The following is a 20,530-nucleotide window of genomic DNA, read 5'->3' as shown; positions in this document are numbered from 1 at the left end:
AGCTGGTGGATGGCGGCGCGCAGAAGCGTGCCTTCGCCGATATCTCGGACGGCATCTCGGCGCTGATGCACATCATCGAGAACAAGGATGGCGTGGCCAGCGGCAAGATCTTCAACATCGGCAACCCAGCCAACATCCACTCGGTACGCGAGCTGGCCGAGATGATGCTGACGATGGCGGCCGACTACCCCGAGTACGCCGAGGAAGCCCGCAAGACGCAGATCGTGGAAACGTCGTCGGGCGAGTTCTACGGCAAGGGCTACCAGGACGTGCAGCACCGCGTGCCGAAGATCGACAACACCATGGACGAGCTGGGCTGGAAGCCCGAGGTGACGATGGAGCAGGCGCTACGTCGCATCTTCGAGGCGTACCGCGACAAGGTGGTGGACGCCCGCACGCTGGTCGACGGCAACAACTGACCGGCATGGCCCGCATTGCCCTGAAAGTCGACGTCGACACGCTGCGCGGCACACGCGAAGGCGTGCCGGCGCTGCTGTCGATGCTGTCCGCACATCAGGCGGAAGCCACGTTCCTGTTCAGCCTAGGTCCCGACCATACGGGCTGGGCGCTGCGCCGCGTCTTCCGGCCCGGCTTCCTGAAGAAGGTGTCGCGCACGTCGGTGGTGTCCAACTACGGCCTGCGCACGCTGATGTACGGCGTGCTGCTGCCCGGCCCCGACATCGGCCGCAAGGGCGCCGCCGAAATGCGCGCGGCCGCGGCTGCCGGGCACGAATGCGGCATCCACACCTGGGACCACGTCTACTGGCAGGACAACGTGCGCGGCCGCGATGCCGCGTGGACGCGCCGCCAGATGCAGCAATCGTTCGACCGTTTCGTCGCCATCTTCGGCGCTCCACCGCCCACCCATGGCGCGGCCGGCTGGCAGATGAACGACGAAGCTTTCCTCCAGATCGACGACTGGGGCATGGTCTACGCGTCCGACGGCCGAGGCACGGGACCGTACATTCCCACGGTGGACGGCAAGCCGTGCCGCCACGTGCAGATGCCCACCACGCTGCCGACGCTGGACGAACTGATCGGCGTGGACGACCTGACCGAGGACAACGTCCACCAGGCCGTGCTGAAGCTGACCGAAGGCGACGCCGACCACATCTTCACGCTCCACACCGAACTGGAAGGCGGCAAACTGGCACCGGTATTCAAACGGCTGCTGGCCGGCTGGCGCGCGCAAGGGCATGAACTGGTGTCGATGGCCACGTACTACCGGCATATCGACCGGACCAACCTGCCGCTATTGCCGGTGACGTGGGGGGAGATTCCGGGACGCAGTGGAGAGCTGATTATTCAGCCTTGAGTTTCATGTGCCCCCTGTGTGTTTTCTCCCCTCTCCCTTTGGGAGAGGGGTTGGGGGTGAGGGCCGGCGACTCAAAATCTGACCTGTCTCAAATTGAACCGCTGACCCTCACCCCCTGCCCCTCTCCCGCCTTGCGGGAGAGGGGAGCAAAACAAACCACCGCTCAGCCATTCTCCCGCGTCAACCGCAACCCATTAAACACCACCAGCAAACTCGCGCCCATATCGGCGAACACGGCCATCCACATCGTGCTCATGCCCATGACGGTCAGGGCCAGGAAGACGACCTTGATGCCCAGCGCGAGCGCGATGTTCTGCTTGAGGATCGCTGACGTCCGGCGCGAGAGCCGCACGAACGCGGGAATCTTGCGCAAGTCGTCGTCCATCAGCGCCACATCGGCCGTCTCGATAGCGGTATCGGTGCCCGCCGCGCCCATCGCAATGCCGATATCGGCACGCGCCAGCGCCGGCGCGTCGTTGATGCCGTCGCCCACCATCCCAACCTTGCCGGCATGCGTATGCGCCTGGGCCGTGAGCGCGGCGATGGCGTCCGCCTTGTCCTGCGGCAACTGATTGCCGCGCGCCTCGTCGATACCCACTGCTTGCCCGATCGCCGACGCGGTATGCGGATTGTCGCCGGACAGCATCAGCGTCCTGATGCCCAATTCATGCAACTGCTCGATGGCCTGCCGGCTGGTGTCGCGCACGGTGTCGGCCACACCGAACAGGGCCAGCGCCTGGGCCGGCACCGCATCATGCGGCATCGCCGCCAGCATCACGATGGTCTTGCCCTGCCGCTCGATGGCTTCCAGGCGCGCCTCCAGCGCCGGCGAGCACGCGCCCAGGTCGTGGATCAGACGGTGATTGCCAAGGCAGTACGCCACACCATCCACGGTACCCCGCACGCCCTGCCCCGCCAGCGCCTCGAAGTCGCTCACTTCCAGGCGTGCGATGCCTTCCGCATCGGCTGCCGTAGCCACCGCGCGTGACACCGGATGATCGGAACGGCCCGCCAGGCTGGCGGCGATGGCACGGATGTCGCGGCTGCCCGGAACTTCATCCACCAGCAGCGCGATATCGGTCTGCGCGGGCTTGCCGTGCGTCAGGGTGCCGGTCTTGTCGAGCGCCAGCCAGGACAGATGGCGCCCCTGCTCCAGGTACACGCCACCCTTGATCAGGATGCCGCGTCGCGCAGCCGCCGCCAGCCCGCTGACGATCGTCACGGGGGTCGAGATCACCAGCGCGCACGGGCAGGCAATGACCAGCAACACCAGCGCCTTGTAGATCCACGCCATCCATGCCCCGTCCAGCAACAGCGGAGGCAGCACCGCCACGCCCAGCGCGATGACGAAGACGACCGGCGTGTAGATGCGCGCGAACTGGTCGACAAAGCGCTGCGTCGGCGCGCGGCTGCCCTGCGCGGCTTCCACCGCGAGAATGATGCGCGAGAGCGTGGAATCATTGGCCGGCGCAGTCACCGTGTATTCCAGCTCGCCCGACTGGTTGATCGACCCCGCGTAGAGCGGATCGCCGGCCGATTTGTCGACGGGCACGCTTTCGCCCGTAATTGGCGCCTGGTCCAGCGCGGACTGGCCACGCACCACGCGGCCATCAAGCGCTACCCGTTCACCGGGGCGCAGCCGCACGGTGGCGCCCACCGCCACGTCGCGGGCGGCGATGGCCTGCCAGTTGCCGTCGGGCTGCAGCACCGTGGCCTGCTCGGGCGCCATGGCCATCAGGCCTCGCACGGCGTTGCGCGCACGATCCAGCGAAGCGGCTTCGATTCGCTCGGCCACCGCGAACAGCACCATCACCATGGCTGCTTCCGGCCACTGGCCGATCACCATCGCGCCCGTCACCGCGATACTCATGAGCGCGTTGATGTTCAGGTTGCCGTTGCGCACCGCGATCCAGCCCTTGCGATACACGCCCAGCCCGGCAATCAGCACGGTGGCCAGCGCCAGCGCAGCCGGCAGATAAGGGGCCGCCACCTGGAACCATTCGGCCGCTTCGGCGCCGATGGCTGCCGCGCCCGCCAGCGCCAGCGGCCACCAGGACTTGCCCGGCTCGGCCACCGCCGCCTCGGCGCTGGCATCCGACAGCGGTTCGGCCTTCATGCCCAGCGACGCGATGGCCTTGACCACCGGATCGAGCGAATCGAGCGTGTGGTGCACGGTCAGCACACGTTGCATCAGGTTGAAATCGAGCGCCGCCACACCGGCCATGGCGCCAATCTTGTTGCGGATCAGCGTTTCCTCGGTCGGGCAGTCCATTGCCTCGATACGGTAAGCGGCCGACCGTGTACCCGCCGGCGCCGCTACTGGCGTGCTGACGGTGATGCTGGCGCCACACGACGAACCGCAGCAGCTGTCTGCCGCCTCATGCGCGTGGCCGTGGCTGTGGGCGTGGCGGTGGTCGTGCCCGTGATCGTGGGCATGGTCGTGCCCGTGGGAATGATCGTGATCGTGGTCGTGGTCGTGGTCGTGCCCATGACCACGCGCCGCCGAAGACGGCGGCAGCAGGTTTTCAGGCGTGGAACGAGCCATGGAGGTATCCAGTTTTGCGTTGTTGCCTGCCATTCAAGACCCTGTAGCCGCTTTAAGGTCAAGTGGGCCCTACAAAGACCCTTTCGATGACAGCAACGTAATGCCCGGCCCCAACGCCCGCGCCTATAATCGCTGCCCATGCGCCGCCTGCTGCTCGTCTTCCTGTCGATCCTGCTGCCGCTCCAGTTTGCCTGGGCCGGCGCCGCGGCCTATTGCGCACATGAAAGCGCGGACCAGCCTGCTGCGGTCACCAGCCACTTCGGCCATCACACGCATCAGCACCAGGCCGACGCACATTCGTCCGACAAGGGCATTGGCAAGAGCGCAGGCAAGTCCCTGGCGCTGCCCGATGCCGATTGCACCGCGTGCCACTTCCCAGGCTCGCACGGCGTCTTCGCCGAATTCCACGTGCCCGGTGACTATCGCTATGTCACCTTGCGCTACACGCCGCGCCAGTACGCGTTCGGCTCCATCCCCTCTCCCGTCCCCGATCGCCCTCAGTGGCCGCGTTCCGCCTAGCCGGCGGGACGCTTCAGTGACCCTGTCATCGCGGTACTGCTACGACGGTACCGGCAACGCGTCTCGCCGATTTTCTCCTGTGTGTTCTGGTGAGATCGATGAGAAGCCTTTTATTGCCGCTGGGGCTGGCGGCCACGTTGTGCAGTCCATTCTTCAGCCCATGGGCGTCCGCGCAGGACGCCACCGCTACCGTCCTTGAGCCCCCGGGCCAATTGACGCTGGACACCGCGCTGGCGCTGGCGGGCGCGCAGAACCCAACGCTGTCGGCCGCGCGAATCGAAGTCGATGCCAGCGAAGGCGGCATCACGCAGGCTCGCGTCATTCCGAATCCCGAAATCTCGGTGCAGATGGAAGACACGCGCCAGGCCACGCGCACCACCACAGCCCAGATGAACCTGCCCGTGGAACTTGGCGGCAAACGCAGCGCGCGCATTGGCGCCGCCCAGCGCGCCCGCGACGTGGCGCAGGCGCAATTGGGCACGGTGCAGGCGGACCTGCGCGCCACCGTGATTGGCGCGTTCTTCAATGTACTGATCGCCCAGGAACGTATCCGGCTGGCGGCCGGCTCGGTCGATATCGCCCGCCGTGGCGCCGACGCAGCGGCGCGGCGCGTGGCTGCCGGCAAGATTTCGCCAGTCGAGGAAACCAAGGCCCAGGTGGAACTGGCCAACGCCCAGCTTGAACGTGCCGAGGCCGATGCCGGGCTGGTGGCCGCCCGCCAGACGCTGAGCACGCTCTGGGGAAACCCGGCGCCGCGCTTTTCCGAGGCCGACGGCAAGCTCGACAACCTGCCCGCACGCCCCGAAGCGGCCTTGCTGCGCCAGTCGCTGGACAACGCCCCCGCGTTGCTGGCCAGCGAGCGCGAACTGGACCGCCGCCAGGCCGACATCAACGTGCAGCGCAGCCGCCAGTATCCGGACGTCACGGTGAGCGTCGGCGCCAAGCGCGACAACGGCGCGCCCGAGCGCGGCACGTTCCCGGTGCTGGGCATCGCCCTGCCTCTGCCCCTGTTCGACCGCAACCAGGGCAACCTCTACACGGCGATCCGGCAGGCCGACAAGGCCGCCGACGAACTGCGCGCCACGCGCCTGCGGCTGGACCACGACCTGCAGCAGGCAGCCAACCAGCTCGGCGTGTCGCGCACCTCGGCGCTGACCCTACGTGAAACCGTGCTGCCCGCCGCCGAACGCGCCTTCCAGGCGGCCACGCAGGGGTTCGAGGCCGGCAAGTTCAACTATCTCGAAGTGCTGGACGCCCAGCGCACGCTGTTCCAGGCCCGCATCCGCTATCTCGGCGTGGTGGCCAACAGCTGGCAGGCCGCCACCACGATCGATCGAATCCTGGGCCGCTGAGGCGCCCACCGAAGGAATACCGTCATGACATTGACTCGCAAACAGGGCGTGGCCATCGCCACCATCGTGATTGCCGGCCTGATTGCCGCGCTGGCCCTGCTACTGGTGGGACGTGGCGACGGCCACGACCACGACGACCATGGCAGCCACGAGGCAGGTGAGGAAGCCGCGCACGGCAAGCCCGCCGCAGCCGCAGCCGACCACGCCAACGAACCGCCCGGGCTGATCGCGATGACACCCGAGCAGATCCGCAACGCCCACCTGGTGATCGCCAAGGCTGGGCCGGGGCGCATCCGCAGCGCCGTGGAGTTTCCCGGCGAAATCAAGTTCAACGAGGACCGCACCGCGCACGTGGTGCCGCGCGTAGCCGGCGTGGCCGAATCCGTGGTGGCGAACCTGGGCCAGCGCGTGAAGAAAGGCGACCTGCTGGCCGTGTTCGCCAGCACCCAGCTATCGGACCAGCGCAGCGAACTGCTGGCCGCGCAACGTCGGCTGGAGCTGGCACGCACCACCTATGCGCGCGAGAAGAAGCTCTGGGAAGACAAGGTATCGGCCGAACAGGACTTCCTGAGCGCGCGCACCGCCCTGCAGGAAGCCGAGATCGCCGAACGCAATGCCCGGCAGAAACTCACCGCGATTGGCGCCACGACGTCGGCGCGCGCCATCAACCAGTTCGAGTTGCGGGCGCCATTCGACGGCATCGTCGTGGAGAAGCACCTGGCGCTGGGCGAGGCGGTGGCCGCGGAAACCGCGGTCTTCACGATCTCGGACCTCAATTCGGTATGGGCAGAGTTCGTGATCGCCGCCAAGGACCTGAACCACGTCCGGCTCGGCGAGCCCGTGCGCGTGACATCGGCGGCATTCGACGGCAAGGCCGAGGGCACGATCTCGTACGTAGGCGCCCTGCTGGGTCCCCAGACCCGCACGGCCACGGCCCGCGTGACGCTGGCCAACCCGCAGATGGCGTGGCGGCCGGGCCTGTTCGTGACGGTCAGCGTGGCCACCGGCGAGGCCGATGCCGCCGTGGTCATCGACAACGAAGCGCTGCAGACCGACGGCGACCGCCAGCAGGTCTACGTCGAGGTGCCCGGCGGCTTTGCGGCGCGGCCGGTCAAGACGGGACGCACCGACGGCAAGCGCATCGAGATCGTCGAGGGCCTGCAAACCGGACAGGGCTACGTGGCCGCAAACAGCTTCGTGCTGAAGGCGGAACAGGGCAAGGCCAGCGCCGAGCACGCGCACTGACCGGAGCCCACCATGTTCGAACGAATTCTCAGATTTTCCATCGCGCAGCGCTGGCTGGTCATGCTGGCCGTGCTCGGCATGGCCGGGCTTGGCATCTACAACTACAGCCGCCTGCCCATCGACGCCGTACCAGACATCACCAACGTCCAGGTACAAATCAACACCGAGGCGCCTGGCTACTCGCCGTTAGAAGCCGAGCAGCGCGTGACGTATCCGCTGGAAGCCGCCATGTCCGGGCTGCCGGGGCTGGAACAGACCCGCTCGCTGTCGCGCTATGGCCTGTCGCAGATCACGGTCATCTTCAAGGACGGCACCGACATCTACTTTGCGCGGCAATTGGTCAACCAGCGCATGCAGGAAGCACGCGCACATCTGCCATCGGGCATCGCGCCGCAGATGGGGCCGATCTCCACCGGCCTGGGCGAGATCTACCTGTGGACTGTGGAAGCCGAGCCCGAGGCGCGCAAGCCCGATGGCACGCCTTACACGCCAACCGACCTGCGCGAGATCCAGGACTGGATCATCAAGCCGCAACTACGCACCGTGGCCGGCGTCACCGAGATCAACTCGATTGGCGGCTTCGCCCGCGAGTACCTGGTGGCCCCGAATTCGGAAAAGATGGCGTCGTATGGCCTGTCGCTGCAGGACGTGGTGCAGGCGCTGGAGCGTAACAACAGCAACGTGGGCGCCGGCTACATCGAGCGGCGCGGCGAGCAGTACCTGGTGCGTGCGCCGGGCCAGGTCAAGTCGATCGACGACATCGGCGAGGTCATCGTCGGCACGGCGCAGGGCCAGCCGATCCGCGTACGCGACCTGGCCGAAGTGGGCCTGGGTCGTGAACTACGCACCGGCGCGGCCACCGACAACGGCCGCGAGGTGGTGCTGGGCACCGTGTTCATGCTGATTGGCGAGAACAGCCGCGCCGTATCGCGGGCGGTGGATGCCCGCATGGCCACCATCAACAAGTCGCTGCCCGAAGGGGTCAAGGCCGTTACCGTCTACGACCGCACGAACCTGGTCGACAAGGCCATCGCCACGGTCAAGAAGAACCTGCTCGAAGGCGCGGTGCTGGTGATCGCGGTGCTGTTCCTGTTCCTGGGCAACCTGCGCGCGGCGCTGATCACGGCGATGATCATTCCGCTGTCGATGCTGTTCACGTTCACGGGCATGGTCACGTACCGCATCAGCGCCAACCTGATGAGCCTGGGCGCACTGGACTTCGGCATCATCGTGGACGGCGCGGTGGTGATCGTCGAGAACTGCGTGCGCCGGCTGGCGCATGCGCGCGAACGGCTGGGCCGGCCGCTCACGCGCGAGGAACGATTCGAGGAAGTGTTTGCCGCCGCGCGCGAGGCCCGCCGCCCGCTGGTGTACGGGCAGCTGATCATCATGATCGTCTACGTGCCGATCTTTGCGCTGACCGGCGTGGAAGGAAAGATGTTCCATCCGATGGCGATGACGGTGGTGGTGGCGCTGCTGGGCGCGCTGATCCTGTCGGTGACTTTCGTGCCGGCCGCCGTGGCGCTGTTTATCGGCGACCGCGTCGACGAAAAGGAAAACCGCGTCATGCGCTGGGCGCGCCGCTGGTACGAGCCCGCGCTGCGCCGCGCGCTGGCCAATACGCCGGTGGTGCTGACCGCCGCCGTGGTGGCCGTGCTGCTGGGCGGCCTGATGACCACGCGGCTCGGCAGCGAGTTCATTCCCAACCTGAACGAGGGGGATTTCTCGGTGCAGGCGCTGCGGATTCCGGGCACCAGCCTGACGCAGTCGGTGGCGATGCAGCAGCAGGTCGAGGCCCGGCTCAAGGAGAAGTTTCCGGAGATCGAGCGGGTCTTTTCGCGCACCGGCACGGCCGAGATTGCGTCCGACCCGATGCCGCCCAACGCATCAGATGCCTACATCATGCTGAAGCCGCGCGACCAGTGGCCCGATCCGGGCCGCTCGCGCGAATCGCTGCGCGCCGCGATGGAAGCCGAGCTGGAAGCCATCCCGGGCAACCGCTACGAGTTCTCGCAGCCGATCCAGCTACGCTTCAACGAGCTGATTTCCGGCGTGCGCAGCGATGTGGCGGTAAAGCTGTTCGGCGATGACAACGCCGTGCTCGACACCACCGCGCAGAAGATCGCGCAAGTGCTGCAGGCGGTGCCGGGCGCCACCGACGTCAAGGTGGAGCAGACCACCGGCCTGCCCGTTCTGACTGTCGACGTCGACCGCGCCCGCGCCGCGCGCTACGGCCTGAACATGGTCGACGTGCAGGACACCGTGGCCATCGCCATCGGCGGCCGCGATGCCGGTGTGTTCTACCAGGGCGACCGGCGCTTCAGCATCGGCGTGCGGCTGCCGGAGGGCGTCCGTTCGGATGTGGACGCGCTGCGGCGCCTGCCGATTCCGCTGCCGCGCGGCGGCAGTTCCGGCACAAGCGCCGGCACCAGTTATATCCCGCTGGGCGAAGTGGCGACGCTTGCCGTGGCACCGGGTCCCAACCAGGTCTCGCGCGAGGACGGCAAGCGCCGCATCGTGATCAGCGCCAACGTGCGCGGGCGCGACGTTGGCGGCTTCGTACCCGAGGCCGCTGCGGCCATCGAGAGCAAGGTCAGGATTCCCGCCGGTTACTGGATCGCCTGGGGCGGCACGTTCGAGCAGTTGCAGTCCGCCACGGCACGGCTGCGCATCGTTGTGCCGGTGGCGCTTGCGCTGGTGTTCGTGCTGCTGTTCGTGATGTTCGGCAATGTGCGTGACGGCCTGCTGGTGTTCACCGGCATCCCGTTCGCGCTGACCGGTGGCGTGCTGGCGTTATGGCTGCGCGGCATCCCGCTGTCGATCTCGGCTGCGGTGGGCTTTATCGCGCTGTCCGGGGTGGCGGTGCTGAACGGGCTGGTGATGCTGTCCTTTATCCGTGGTCTGCGCGAGGAAGGACGCACGCTGGACGAAGCGGTTTTCGACGGCGCGCTGACGCGCTTGCGCCCGGTGCTGATGACGGCGCTGGTGGCTTCGCTGGGCTTCGTGCCGATGGCGATTGCCACGGGCACGGGCGCCGAGGTGCAGCGGCCGCTGGCAACGGTGGTGATCGGCGGCATCCTGTCATCCACGGCGCTGACGCTGCTGGTGCTGCCGGTGCTGTATCGGTGGGCGCACGGGCGGCGCGCCCCTGAAGCCGCCGCCCTGGTTGACGCCTAGTGCTCGCAGTTCACCATCCAGGTCATCTTGAACTTGTCGACCACCATGCCGAAGCCTTCAGCCCAGAAGGTCTTCTGGTACGGCATGATGACCTGGCCGCCTTCGGACAGCGCCTCGAAGATGCGCTTGCCTTCGGCGTTGGGCACATAGCCCACGGACAGCATGAAGCCCGAGAACGCCGGGGTCTGCCCCTCGCGGCCGTCCGACGCCATGATCTGGCTGTCGCCGATCTGGATATTGGCGTGCATGACCTTCTCGGCCCATGTCGGCGACGGCGCTTCGCCGTTGCCGGGCGGGGTGTCCTTGTAGCGCATCAGGAATGTCACCTTCGCGCCCAGCACCTGGCCATAGAAAGCCATGGCCTCGTCGAATCGTCCGCCAAAGTCTAGATACGGTTGCACCTGCATGTCGGTCTCCTGTTCAGGCGCGGACCCAAGGTCCGCGTGGCGGCATTATGCGCCTGCCCTACTGACAGATTTGTCAGGAAACTCGAGTTCGAAACAGGTTTGCTCGTCGAGGCTTGTCACCGTCACGCTGCCGCCATGCAGCCGCATGATCGTGTCGACGATGGCCAGCCCCAGGCCGGTGGAGCCGGACGAATTGCGCCGCGACGGGTCGGCCCGGTAGAAGCGTCCGAACAGATGCGGAAGTGCTTCGGCCTCGATGGCCGGGCCACCATTGGTGACGCTGATGGCGGTCATGTCCGCGCCGTTGCGGCTCACGGCCATGTGCACGCCGCTACCGACCGGCGCGTGGCGCAAGGCGTTGTCCAGCAGGTTGATGATGGCGCGCCGCAGCAAGGTCTGGTCCGCCACCACCGACGCGTTGCCCGACACGGTTACCGTCAGGTTGCGGTCCGCCGCAACCGCCTCGAAATACTCGGCCACCTTGTCGAGTTCCGCGCGCGCGTCGAGCGGCCGCGCACCCAGCGCCACCTGCGCGTTGTCCGCGCGCGCCAGGAACAGCATGTTCTCGATCATGCGCGACAGGCGCTCGTATTCCTCCAGGTTCGATTCCAGCACCGTCTCGTACTCGGCCGGCGTGCGGCGCTGGGCCAGCGTCACCTGCGTCTGGCCAACAAGGTTGCTGATCGGCGTACGGAAATCGTGCGCAAGGTCGGCCGAAAACTGGGACAGCCGCGTGAAACTGTCCTGCAGCCGCGCCAGCATGCCATTGAGCGCGCCCGCCAGTTCGCGCAGTTCCTCGGGGGCGCCACCCACGTCGAGCCGCGTGGCCAGCCGGCTGGTGGTCACTGCGGCGGCATCGTTGGCCATCCGGCGCAGGCTGCGCAGTCCGCGCCTGGCCAGCAGGTAGCCCAGCGCAGCCGCCACGATGGCGCCGCACAGCACGGCGCCCAGCAACTCGCCCCGGTACTCGCGCATCAGCGCCACGCGGTAGCCCGCATCGCTGAGCACGATGATCTCCACGGTCTTGCCGGTATCGCCAATCTGCCCCAGCGCTGCCATGCCGCGAGACGGCACCCCGTTGCGCGGATGCCAGGTCTGCAGCAGCGCTTTTTCCGGGGTAGTGGCCAGCGGCAGCACGCGCAGTGGCGGCAGCGGTTCGTTGTGGGGATTGAGCGAGATCAGCGGGTCTCCCGACGCGGAACGCACGACCAGGATCAGCCCTTCGTGCCCCATCGCGATATCGGCAAAACGGTGCGTATCCGTGCGGATCTCGGTCTCGTCGGCCACCTCGCGCAACAGGTGGCGCACCAGCAGGATCTCGCCCACCAGTTCGCTTTCATCGTGCGACTGCAACTGGCTGCCCAGCGCGCTGGACAGGTACGTGGCCACGCCCACCAGGATCGCGGCTGTAGTCAGGCCGTAGGCCAGCGCCAGCCGCGTGGTCAGCGACGCCGGCATCCATGCCTCCACCGCGCGCCGCATGCGCACGAGCCGCCTCATGCCGCGGCGCTCATGCTTCTTCGGACTCATCGAGCACGTAGCCCATGCCACGGCGCGTATGGATCAGCTTCTTCGGGAACGGATCGTCCACCTTGGCGCGCAGGCGGCGAATCGACACATCCACCACGTTGGTGTTGCTGTCGAAGTTCATGTCCCACACCTGCGACGCGATCAGCGAGCGCGACAGCACCTCGCCCCGGCGCCGCGCCAGCAGTTGCAGCAGCGCGAATTCCTTCGACGTCAGGTCGATCTTCTGGCCCGCGCGCGTCACGCGGCGGCGGATGGTGTCGATCTGCAGGTCCGCCACCTCCATGAACTCGCTCTCGCGCAGCGGCCCGCGCCGCAGGATGGTGCGGATGCGCGCCACCAGTTCGGCGAACGCGAACGGCTTGACCATGTAGTCGTCGGCGCCCAGTTCCAGGCCCTTCAGGCGATCGGACAGTTCGTCGCGCGCGGTCAGGCACAGCACGGGGGTGTCCTTGTCGCGGCGCAGTTCGCGCAGCACCTGCCAGCCGTCGATGCCGGGCAGCATCACGTCCAGCACGATCAGGTCGTAGTGCTGCTCGCGGGCATGGGACAGGCCGTCCACGCCGTCGCGGGCCAGATCGGCCACGAAGCCGGACTCCGTCAGCCCCTTGAGCAGGTAATCGCCCGCCTTGGGTTCGTCTTCGACAATCAGGATACGCATGGTGATTCACTTCTGGACCCGGCCGCACACGCCAGTTCCGCCTTATGGTTTATTGCAGAACCTCGACACTATCCGAGGTTAGACGCATTTTGTGGAACATTGCAGGAATGTCATGGTGTATCGACGATTTTTCTCCGTCAAACACAGTACAATGCCGGCTGCCCCGATTGTGGCAGCTCCGTCGCCCCCGGGCATGGCCTCCAGCGCCCTGCCAAGTTGATTTCTTGATGAAACGCCTGTTTGCCAGCTTCCTGTTGTGCTTTGCCATGTTCGCGCTGCCCGTTCAGGGTGCCGTCGCGGCAGCCATGATGGTGTGCAGCGTTTCGGAAGCGGCGGGCCTGTCGATGCCGGAGCGCCACGCGGCCATCAAGGCCGTGGCAGAAGCGGAAGCCACGATGGACCACGCAGGCAACATGGACCACGCGCACTGTCAGGAGGCCACCGCCAGCGACAGCGCCGACGTGCCGGTCTGGCACGATGCCCAGCCTAACGGCGCCACCCACGATTCCTCGACCGACCGCTCGCAGCATGCACACCACGCTGCCGGCCATTGCAGCGCCTGTGGCGCCTGCGCGGCTGGCGCCATGCTGCTGCCTGAAATTCCCCTCGTGGCACTGCAACACCATCGCCACAGCCTGCCGCTGGCCAGCCCGGTCAGCTTTGCCAGCCAAGCCTCCCTGCCCGCCGACCGGCCGCCTGCCCGTCACTGCTGACGCCCGAGGTGCGTCCATCGCACCCTCGCCCACGCACTGAGCAGGCCCCGCTGACGCATTTCGCGCACCAACGGCCGCACCGCTCGCCCCACATATCCCATCGCCGCACAGGCTGAAGCGCCGTGCGGGCGACCCGATTTCAAGAGGTTGTCATGCCAGCCGTGCGCACTGTCGCCATGGCGTGGCTGCTGATGCTGGCCCCGGCCCTTGCCGTGGCCCAGGCATCCGCGCCTGCCGCCGATTTGTCTGACCCTACCAACCCCGCCGCACCGGTACCGGCCCTGCCCGATACCGCCGCGATGGCGGGTTACGTCCCCTACCAGAGCCCGAAGGTCTCGTCCTGGCGCCAGTCGAATGCCGACGTGGCACCGGGCGCCCAGCCGGCCGCTGACCCGCATGCCGGGCACCACATGATGATGCACGGCGCCGCATCGGCACCGGCATCCGCGCCCGAACCAGCGCCCGCCCCCGCGCCGGCACCGGCGACCGGCCACGAAGGCCATGAAGGCCACGCCGGCCATCACGCCCACTGACGAGAGACCATTCATGATGCTTGCTCTCCTCAAGCGCGCCGGCCTGCCGCTGGCCGCCGCGCTGCTGCTGGCCGGATGCGCGGGCTTTGCGCCCGACGGCGGCTTTGGCCCGGTTGCCGATACCGCCCGCGAACGACTGGGCCAGGACGCCCTGTGGGTGCGCAGCGATGCCGACCGCCAGGCCGTGCGCGACCGCACCCGCGAACTGCTGGCTCAGCCGCTCGACGCCGAGCGCGCGGTCCAGGTGGCGCTGCTCAACAACGCCGGCCTGCAGGCGCAATTCGCCGACCTGGGCATTGCCGAGGCCGACTACGTGCAGGCCACGCGCCTGCCGAACCCGGGCTTTTCCTTCAGCCGCAAGAGCTCGGGCGACGATCTGAAGATCGACCGCGCGGTCACCATCGGTTTCATGAACCTGCTGGCGCTGCCGTTTGCCGCGCGCATCGAGCAAGGCCGATTCGCGCAGACGCGCCTGGCCGTGGCGGACGCCACGCTGCGTCGGGCCGAATCGGCGCGGCGCGCGTGGGTGCGCGCAGTGGCCGCCGAGCAAGCAGCCCGCTATGCCGAGCAGGTGCGGCGTGCCGCCGAAACCGGCGCCCTGTTCGCACGCGACCTGGCACGCGCGGGCAATGTCAGCGCCCTCGATCACGCACGCGAACAGGCGTTCTACGCCGACGCCGCCGCGCAACTGGCCCGCGCACGCGAACGGGCCCTGTCCGCGCGCGAGCAACTGACGCGCGAGATGGGCTTGTGGGGTAACGACATCGGCTACACGCTGCCAGAACGGCTGCCCGACCTGCCCCGCGCGCGGCCGGCCATACAGGACCTGGAAAGCGTGGCGATCTCGAACCGGCTCGACCTGCAGGCCGGTCGCCAGCAACTCGACAGCCTGTCGCGTTCGCTCGGCCTGACACGTGCCACGCGCTTCATCAGCGTGCTCGACGTCAGCTACCTGCATAACTCCGAGACCAACCGGGCCCGCGAAACCGGCTATGGCATCGACATCGAGGTGCCGCTGTTCGATTGGGGCGGCGCCCGCGTGGCGCGCGCCGAGGCGGTGTACATGCAGGCCGCTGCACGGCTGGCCGAGCAGGCCATCAACGCGCGCTCGGTGGTGCGCGAAACCTATGCCGGCTACCAGGCGCGCTACGACATCGCGCTGCACTACCGCGACGAGGTGGTGCCACTGCGCAAGCGCATCGGCGACGAGAACCTGCTGCGCTACAACGGCATGCTGGTCAGCGTGTTCGAACTGCTGACCGACGCACGCGAGCAGGTCAACGCGGTCAACGGCTATCTCGATGCACAGCGCGATTTCTGGCTGGCCGAATCGGACCTGCGCAGCGCGCTGGGCGGACGCCTGCCCGCCGACGCCCCCACGGCCCCCGCCAAACAAGGACAATGACAATGGTTTCCCGACGCAATTTCCTGGGGCAATCGGCGGCCGCCATGCTGGGCACCGCCATAGTGTCGCGCGCTGGCGCGGCCGTGTTGCCAGAAGCTCCGCTGCAGTCCAGCGCCGCCACGCAGGCACCGCTGCCGCCCGGCAACGGCCGGCCCTACCAGCCCGTGGTCACGCTCAACGGCTGGACGCTACCCTGGCGCATGCGCAACGGCTGGAAGGAATTCCACCTCGTGGCCGAACCCGTGGAACGCGAGATGGCTCCCGGCATGACAGCCCACCTGTGGGGCTACAACGGCCAGAGCCCCGGCCCCACGATCGAATGCGTGGAAGGCGACCGCGTGCGGATCTTCGTCACCAACAAGCTGCCCGAGCACACCACGGTCCACTGGCACGGCATGATCCTGCCGGCCGGCATGGATGGCGTGGGCGGTCTGTCGCAACCGCATATCCCGCCCGGCAAGACCTTCGTCTACGAATTCGAGATGCGCCATGCGGGCACGTTCATGTATCACCCGCATTCCGACGAGATGGTGCAGATGGCGATGGGCATGATGGGCTTTATCGTCGTGCACCCGCGCAATCCGGCCGCCATGCGCGTGGACCGCGACTTCGTGTTCCTGATTGCCGCGTACGACATCGACCCCGGATCCTACACGCCGCGCGTGGCCGAGATGACCGACTTCAACATGTGGACCTGGAACAGCCGCGTGTTCCCAGGCATCGACGTACTGCCGGTAAGGCTGGGCGACCGCGTGCGCATCCGCATGGGCAACCTCACGATGACCAACCACCCGATCCACCTGCACGGCCACCGCTTCGAGGTCACCGGCACCGACGGCGGCTGGGTGCCCCCATCGGCACGCTGGCCCGAGGTCACCACCGATGTGGCCGTGGGCCAGATGCGTGCCATCGAGTTCGTGGCCGACAACCCCGGGGACTGGGCGTTTCACTGCCACAAATCGCATCACACGATGAACGCGATGGGCCACAACATGCCAACGATGATCGGGGTCAAGCAGAAGGACCTGGCCAGCCGCATGAACGCGCTGGTGCCCGACTACATGGCAATGGGAGAAGCCGGCATGGCCGACATGGGCAGCATGAAAATGCCGCTGCCGGAGAACACGCTACCGATGATGAGCGGCCAGGGGCCGTTCGGCCCCATCGAGATGGGCGGGATGTTTACAACGCTGAAGGTGCGCGCGGGCCTGGCCCCGAACGATTACCGCGACCCGGGCTGGTATCGGCATCCCAAGGGGACGGTCGCGTTTGAGTACACGGAGCCTGAGGCGCCTCAGTCCACGCGATAGAAATCAATCGATTGTCCGGCGTTGACGGCGCGCTGCAGCCAGTCCGGATATTCGCCAGTGCCGTCCCAGGTCTGTCCCATCGCGTTGCGATACAGGACGCGCGGGGCGGTGCTGGCGGGTGCGGCCGGGCTTGCCTCGGGTGCTGCGGCTTCGGCTTCGGCGCCGTCCTCGGTATCGACATCGGCAAAGCAGCCCGCTTCGACAAGGTGGTCGAACGTCAGGCCGTGATGATCCATCTGCTCGCGGATCCACGCCACTGCGGCTTGTTTGGCTGCTTCAGACTGGGACATGACTTATCGTGCGCGCCCGCCGCTGTTCAGGCGGGCTGGGGAAATCGTTTGGGGGAACGGCCTGCGCAGGAAATCCGGCGGGCCAGACCTGGATTCTACAGGGTGTTGGGGTCGGCATCGCCGCAACCGCCCAAATGGACGCGGAATGTTCGCCGAACAGTGTGTTCGCAATCGGTGCAAATGCCGCAGATAAGCGGCAAGCGTGATGGCTCGCGTACGCCATGCGCATCACGTTCCGAGCGTATGACATACATGTCATGCGTGGGTCATGTTGGCGTGGCTGCGCCGTTTCTAGACTGCATGCCAAGGTCGCATGACGACTGGTACGAACTACGAAGCTGCTTCGATCCTCGATTCCCGCATCTCGAACTTAAGGAGTTCCACATGCTCAAGAAAGCCCTGCTCTACACCGCCCTGGCCACCACGCTCGCAGGCGCGGCCACCATGGCCAACGCCGCGCCGCGCAGTGTCGATCCGTTCACCGATGGCTCGCGCGTCACCAACCGCGACGGACTGGTGGAGCGCCTCGGCACGCGTGACGTGTTCACCGACGGTGCCCGTGACGTGCGCGATGCACGCAACCCGTTTTTCGATGGCGCGCATGACGTGCGCGACGCGCGCAGCTCGTTCACCGACGGCGCCTGATTTCAGGCATGGCCACGCGTGGCCTGACCTGGGCTGATACGGCCCAACCCGCCAGCGGCGGCGCTTACTGCGCCGCCGCCTGGCTCATGAATTGCGCCGCCGGCACCGGCCTGCCAAGCAGGTAACCCTGCAGCGCATCGCATCCCAGCCCTGCCAGAAACGCTTGCTGCGCAGCGGTTTCCACACCTTCCGCCACCACCTGCAGTTTCAATGTACGGCCCAGCGCCACGATGGCCGAGACAATGGCCGCATCCTCCGAATCTTCCGCCAGGTCACGCACAAAACCGCGATCGATCTTGAGTTCGCTGGCCGGAATACGCTTCAGGTGCAGCAGGCTCGAATAGCCGGTACCAAAGTCGTCGATGGCAATGCGCACACCCATGCGGTCGAGCTCGGTCATGATCACCAGCGTTTCTTCCACGTCGCGCATCGCGGTGCTTTCCGTGATTTCCAGCGTCAAGCACGGGGCCGGAATACCGTGCAGCGCCAACGTCTCGGACACCGTCTGCACCATCGTCGCATGGCAGAACTGCAGCGCCGACAGGTTCACCGCCATCGACCAGTCGTCGTGCCCCATGGCGTGCCATGCTGCCAGTTGGCGACAGGCTTCGTCCAGCACCCACTTGCCGATGGGTACGATGGCGCCGGTCTTCTCGGCCAGGCCGATGAACTGGTCCGGCATCAGCAGCCCTTGCGTCGGATGGTTCCAGCGCACCAGCGCCTCGGCCCCCACCATGCGATTGTCGGCAGCCGAAAATTTCGGCTGGTAGTGCAATTCGAGCTGGCCCTTGCGCACCACGCCGCGCAGGTCCTGGATCAGCGTCTGCTGCACGCGCGCCTGATGATTCATCGAGCTTTCGAAGAAGCAGTACGCGTTGCGGCCCGATGCCTTGGCGTGATACATCGCGGCATCGGCATTGGTCATCAGCGTGTCCTGGTCGGTGCCGTCGGCCGGAAACAGGGCGATCCCGATACTGCCCGACACGTGCAGCGTGTGTCCCTCGACGATCACCGGCTGGCGCAGCGCCTCGATCAGCTTCTCGGCCACCACGCCGGCATCGGCGGGCTCCTCCACGCGCACCAGCAGGACGAATTCGTCGCCACCCACGCGCGAGATCGTGTCTTCGGACCGTATCGACGTGCGCAGCCTGTTGGCAATCTCCACCAGCAGGCCGTCGCCCACCTGGTGGCCATAGGTATCGTTGACGCCCTTGAAGCCATCGAGATCGACGAACAGCGCGCCAAACGTGCTGGTATGGCGCATGGCCGACTGGATCGCCTGTTCGAAGCGGTCTTCCAGCAGCACGCGGTTGGGCAGGTGCGTGAGCTTGTCGTGCAGCGCCAGGAACTCCAGTTCCTTGTTGGCCGCGCCCAACGCATCGGCCAGCACGGCGGTCCGCATCTCCAGCCGCATGTCGAGGATCGACGTAATCAGCGCCACGGCCAGCACGCACACCGTGATCACGATGATGGGCAACGCCAGCGCGCCGCTGTCCACGCCAGAGCGCACCGCGCCGCAGACGCTGCCCAGCGGAAAGCGTGCCGCCGCCATGCCCGTGTAGTGCATCGAGGCGATGGCCCCGCCCATCACCACGGCCGCGCCAAACCGCAGCTGGTGAACGCGCGGCATGCTGCGACGCAGGCGGAACGCGATCCATAGCGCAGCCCCCGACGCCGCCACGGCAATTGCAATCGACAGCAGGAACAGCCACGGATCGTAGTCGATGCCGGGTTGCATGCGCAGCGCCGCCATGCCGGTGTAGTGCATGCTCGATATCGCGGCCCCAAGCGCCAGCGCGCCCAGCGCCAGTCGCTGGCGCGGCAGGTATTCCTGGCTGGCCTGATGCAGCGCGAACGCCGACGCCAGCATCGCGATCAGCAACGACACGGCCGTGATGACGGGGTCGTAGCCCAGCGGAATCGGCAGGCGGAAGGCCAGCATGCCGATGAAATGCATCGACCAGATGCCCACACCCATGGCCGCAGCCCCGCCGGCCAGCCACATCCTCGCGTAGCGCCCCCGCGCCGCCGTGGAAATGCGACCAGCCATGTCCAGCGCCGTATACGAGGCAAGCACGGCAACAAGCACGGAAATCAGGACAAGGGATGGGTCGTAACTGGGGGACATCATGGCGGCAGGTGACGGGGCAGTGGCTTCGCAGGCCCGCCATTCTGAGGGGGACGGGCAAGTCAGGCGTGAAATTTCCGCGCTTCCGCTAAGGTTATCGGCCGTTGCAGCCCAGACTGAAGCGGGATTGTGCATCGATTCATTTGCTGCCGCACCTGCTCGGTTGACACCCCGGCCGTGTCATGTTGCAGCCGTCCGACAAACGCTGACATCGCAATCAGCGCCCGCCGGAGATGCCAGCCACGCCCTCGCACCTATGCTTGAGGCGTGATGAACGACAGACGTCGCCACGCAACGCAAGGAGTATCGGGGGCGACGCTACTGCAGGAGAACACCATGTGGAAACGACTCACAGGCGTGATCGCCATCGGCGCATGTTGCTGGGCCCTGTCGGGCTGTACTGCAACCGGTGCGGTGGCAGGCGGCGTGGTGGGCCATGAGGCCACGGGCGGCAGCACCGCCGGCACGATTGGCGGTGCGGTGGTGGGCGGCGTGATCGGCCACGAGCTTGGGAAGTAATTGACGGAATTATCGATTTCCGCGGCCGGGACGGCGGGCAGGGTCGTCCAGGTTTGCGCGGCATGGTTTCTTTGATGGGAAGACCATGCCGCCGCGCGCCGCGCCATGAGCGTCGGCTGCTGTGTCCTTCAACGATGACCGGACGTTTTCATCGCTGAAAGGCATCGCGGCATTCAACGGCGACAGATCTTAGGATCGTCATGGCGCGGCAGCGGGAAACCTGCAAAGTGGAAAGCCCC

Annotated in this window: 18 protein-coding genes; 12 read left to right on the top strand and 6 right to left on the bottom strand. The window is 66.9% G+C overall.

Annotated features, from left to right (window positions below; genetic code table 11):
- Both MFF62_RS13160 and MFF62_RS13155 read left to right on the top strand, forming a co-directional pair.
- Nucleotides 1–419, top strand: a 419-nt coding sequence (locus MFF62_RS13160; RefSeq protein WP_473700885.1) for a Rossmann-fold NAD(P)-binding domain-containing protein, incomplete at its 5' end; no start/stop codon positions are given.
- A 5-nt stretch (nt 420–424) separates the two neighbouring features.
- Nucleotides 425–1,315, top strand: coding sequence for a polysaccharide deacetylase family protein (locus MFF62_RS13155; RefSeq protein WP_238263552.1), 891 nt, complete (start codon nt 425–427; stop codon nt 1,313–1,315).
- Between the two features lie 163 nt (nt 1,316–1,478).
- Here the strand turns inward: MFF62_RS13155 and MFF62_RS13150 are convergent, their stop codons facing one another.
- Nucleotides 1,479–3,860 carry a heavy metal translocating P-type ATPase gene (locus tag MFF62_RS13150; RefSeq protein WP_238263551.1) on the bottom strand — a complete coding sequence of 794 codons (2,382 nt, stop codon included), beginning with the start codon at nt 3,858–3,860 and terminating at the stop codon, nt 1,479–1,481.
- A gap of 138 nt (nt 3,861–3,998) precedes the next feature.
- On the opposite strand from MFF62_RS13150, the gene czcI reads away from it, so the two are divergent.
- From czcI to MFF62_RS13130, 4 genes are all read left to right on the top strand, one after another.
- Nucleotides 3,999–4,379, top strand: a complete 381-nt coding sequence (gene czcI, locus MFF62_RS13145; RefSeq protein ID WP_238263550.1) for a cation efflux protein, CzcI family — start codon at nt 3,999–4,001, stop codon at nt 4,377–4,379.
- A gap of 98 nt (nt 4,380–4,477) precedes the next feature.
- Complete coding sequence (locus tag MFF62_RS13140) at nt 4,478–5,731, top strand: TolC family protein (protein WP_238263549.1); 1,254 nt, start codon at nt 4,478–4,480, stop codon at nt 5,729–5,731.
- Nucleotides 5,732–5,755: 24 nt separating this feature from the next.
- Nucleotides 5,756–6,976: an efflux RND transporter periplasmic adaptor subunit gene (locus MFF62_RS13135; protein ID WP_238263548.1), complete on the top strand. Its 1,221-nt coding sequence runs from the start codon at nt 5,756–5,758 to the stop codon at nt 6,974–6,976.
- A 12-nt stretch (nt 6,977–6,988) separates the two neighbouring features.
- Complete coding sequence (locus tag MFF62_RS13130; RefSeq protein ID WP_238263547.1) at nt 6,989–10,153, top strand: efflux RND transporter permease subunit; 3,165 nt, start codon at nt 6,989–6,991, stop codon at nt 10,151–10,153.
- Here MFF62_RS13130 and MFF62_RS13125 read toward each other — a convergent pair.
- From MFF62_RS13125 to MFF62_RS13115, 3 genes are read right to left on the bottom strand one after another with little or no spacing between them, the layout of a single operon-like run.
- The gene (locus MFF62_RS13125) at nt 10,150–10,560 is read right to left on the bottom strand and encodes a VOC family protein (protein ID WP_238263546.1); all 411 of its coding nucleotides are present in this window, start codon (nt 10,558–10,560) and stop codon (nt 10,150–10,152) included. The two genes, MFF62_RS13130 and MFF62_RS13125, sit on opposite strands and share 4 nt — an antisense overlap.
- Nucleotides 10,561–10,605: 45 nt before the next feature.
- Nucleotides 10,606–12,060, bottom strand: coding sequence for a heavy metal sensor histidine kinase (locus tag MFF62_RS13120; RefSeq protein ID WP_238263545.1), 1,455 nt, complete (start codon nt 12,058–12,060; stop codon nt 10,606–10,608).
- 10 nt (nt 12,061–12,070) lie between these two features.
- Complete coding sequence (locus MFF62_RS13115; protein WP_092598032.1) at nt 12,071–12,748, bottom strand: heavy metal response regulator transcription factor; 678 nt, start codon at nt 12,746–12,748, stop codon at nt 12,071–12,073.
- 227 nt (nt 12,749–12,975) lie between these two features.
- Here MFF62_RS13115 and MFF62_RS13110 point away from each other — a divergent pair, with 227 nt between their 5' ends.
- The 4 genes from MFF62_RS13110 to MFF62_RS13095 all read left to right on the top strand — a co-directional run bounded on the left by MFF62_RS13110 (nt 12,976) and on the right by MFF62_RS13095 (nt 16,709).
- Nucleotides 12,976–13,461 carry a hypothetical protein gene (locus MFF62_RS13110; RefSeq protein WP_238263544.1) on the top strand — a complete coding sequence of 162 codons (486 nt, stop codon included), beginning with the start codon at nt 12,976–12,978 and terminating at the stop codon, nt 13,459–13,461.
- A 152-nt stretch (nt 13,462–13,613) separates the two neighbouring features.
- Nucleotides 13,614–13,994, top strand: a complete 381-nt coding sequence (locus MFF62_RS13105; protein ID WP_238263543.1) for a hypothetical protein — start codon at nt 13,614–13,616, stop codon at nt 13,992–13,994.
- 13 nt (nt 13,995–14,007) lie between these two features.
- Complete coding sequence (locus MFF62_RS13100; protein WP_238263542.1) at nt 14,008–15,399, top strand: TolC family protein; 1,392 nt, start codon at nt 14,008–14,010, stop codon at nt 15,397–15,399.
- Between the two features lie 2 nt (nt 15,400–15,401).
- The gene (locus MFF62_RS13095; RefSeq protein ID WP_238263541.1) at nt 15,402–16,709 is read left to right on the top strand and encodes a multicopper oxidase family protein; all 1,308 of its coding nucleotides are present in this window, start codon (nt 15,402–15,404) and stop codon (nt 16,707–16,709) included.
- Here the strand turns inward: MFF62_RS13095 and MFF62_RS13090 are convergent.
- Nucleotides 16,694–16,999, bottom strand: a complete 306-nt coding sequence (locus MFF62_RS13090) for an H-NS family nucleoid-associated regulatory protein (protein WP_238263540.1) — start codon at nt 16,997–16,999, stop codon at nt 16,694–16,696. The genes MFF62_RS13095 and MFF62_RS13090 overlap by 16 nt on opposite strands.
- A gap of 384 nt (nt 17,000–17,383) precedes the next feature.
- Between MFF62_RS13090 and MFF62_RS13085 the strand changes: the two genes are divergently transcribed.
- Entirely contained in the window at nt 17,384–17,644 is a 261-nt protein-coding gene (locus tag MFF62_RS13085; protein ID WP_238263539.1) for a copper resistance protein CopQ, read from the top strand.
- A 64-nt stretch (nt 17,645–17,708) separates the two neighbouring features.
- Here MFF62_RS13085 and MFF62_RS13080 read toward each other — a convergent pair whose 3' ends face one another.
- Nucleotides 17,709–19,775, bottom strand: coding sequence for a putative bifunctional diguanylate cyclase/phosphodiesterase (locus MFF62_RS13080; protein WP_238263538.1), 2,067 nt, complete (start codon nt 19,773–19,775; stop codon nt 17,709–17,711).
- 333 nt (nt 19,776–20,108) lie between these two features.
- Here MFF62_RS13080 and MFF62_RS13075 point away from each other — a divergent pair, with 333 nt between their 5' ends.
- Complete coding sequence (locus MFF62_RS13075; protein ID WP_238263537.1) at nt 20,109–20,291, top strand: glycine zipper 2TM domain-containing protein; 183 nt, start codon at nt 20,109–20,111, stop codon at nt 20,289–20,291.
- Nucleotides 20,292–20,530: the final 239 nt, after the last annotated feature.

Source organism: Cupriavidus pauculus, assembly GCF_022179805.1.
GTDB lineage: Bacteria > Pseudomonadota > Gammaproteobacteria > Burkholderiales > Burkholderiaceae > Cupriavidus > Cupriavidus pauculus_E.
Note: the sequence above shows the minus strand (reverse complement) of the source record. Positions and strands in the feature narration are given on the sequence as shown.

Excerpts from the sequence above, each read along its gene's own strand:
- MFF62_RS13130 (WP_238263547.1), top strand. The coding sequence starts at position 6,989 with ATGTTCGAACGAATTCTCAGATTTTCCATCGCGCAGCGCTGGCTGGTC.
- MFF62_RS13140 (WP_238263549.1), top strand. The coding sequence starts at position 4,478 with ATGAGAAGCCTTTTATTGCCGCTGGGGCTGGCGGCCACGTTGTGCAGT.
- MFF62_RS13115 (WP_092598032.1), bottom strand. The coding sequence starts at position 12,748 with ATGCGTATCCTGATTGTCGAAGACGAACCCAAGGCGGGCGATTACCTG.
- MFF62_RS13085 (WP_238263539.1), top strand. The coding sequence starts at position 17,384 with ATGCTCAAGAAAGCCCTGCTCTACACCGCCCTGGCCACCACGCTCGCA.
- MFF62_RS13075 (WP_238263537.1), top strand. The coding sequence starts at position 20,109 with ATGTGGAAACGACTCACAGGCGTGATCGCCATCGGCGCATGTTGCTGG.
- MFF62_RS13100 (WP_238263542.1), top strand. The coding sequence starts at position 14,008 with ATGATGCTTGCTCTCCTCAAGCGCGCCGGCCTGCCGCTGGCCGCCGCG.
- MFF62_RS13155 (WP_238263552.1), top strand. The coding sequence starts at position 425 with ATGGCCCGCATTGCCCTGAAAGTCGACGTCGACACGCTGCGCGGCACA.
- MFF62_RS13090 (WP_238263540.1), bottom strand. The coding sequence starts at position 16,999 with ATGTCCCAGTCTGAAGCAGCCAAACAAGCCGCAGTGGCGTGGATCCGC.
- MFF62_RS13095 (WP_238263541.1), top strand. The coding sequence starts at position 15,402 with ATGGTTTCCCGACGCAATTTCCTGGGGCAATCGGCGGCCGCCATGCTG.
- MFF62_RS13080 (WP_238263538.1), bottom strand. The coding sequence starts at position 19,775 with ATGATGTCCCCCAGTTACGACCCATCCCTTGTCCTGATTTCCGTGCTT.
- czcI (WP_238263550.1), top strand. The coding sequence starts at position 3,999 with ATGCGCCGCCTGCTGCTCGTCTTCCTGTCGATCCTGCTGCCGCTCCAG.
- MFF62_RS13110 (WP_238263544.1), top strand. The coding sequence starts at position 12,976 with ATGAAACGCCTGTTTGCCAGCTTCCTGTTGTGCTTTGCCATGTTCGCG.
- MFF62_RS13150 (WP_238263551.1), bottom strand. The coding sequence starts at position 3,860 with ATGGCTCGTTCCACGCCTGAAAACCTGCTGCCGCCGTCTTCGGCGGCG.
- MFF62_RS13135 (WP_238263548.1), top strand. The coding sequence starts at position 5,756 with ATGACATTGACTCGCAAACAGGGCGTGGCCATCGCCACCATCGTGATT.
- MFF62_RS13120 (WP_238263545.1), bottom strand. The coding sequence starts at position 12,060 with ATGAGGCGGCTCGTGCGCATGCGGCGCGCGGTGGAGGCATGGATGCCG.
- MFF62_RS13125 (WP_238263546.1), bottom strand. The coding sequence starts at position 10,560 with ATGCAGGTGCAACCGTATCTAGACTTTGGCGGACGATTCGACGAGGCC.
- MFF62_RS13105 (WP_238263543.1), top strand. The coding sequence starts at position 13,614 with ATGCCAGCCGTGCGCACTGTCGCCATGGCGTGGCTGCTGATGCTGGCC.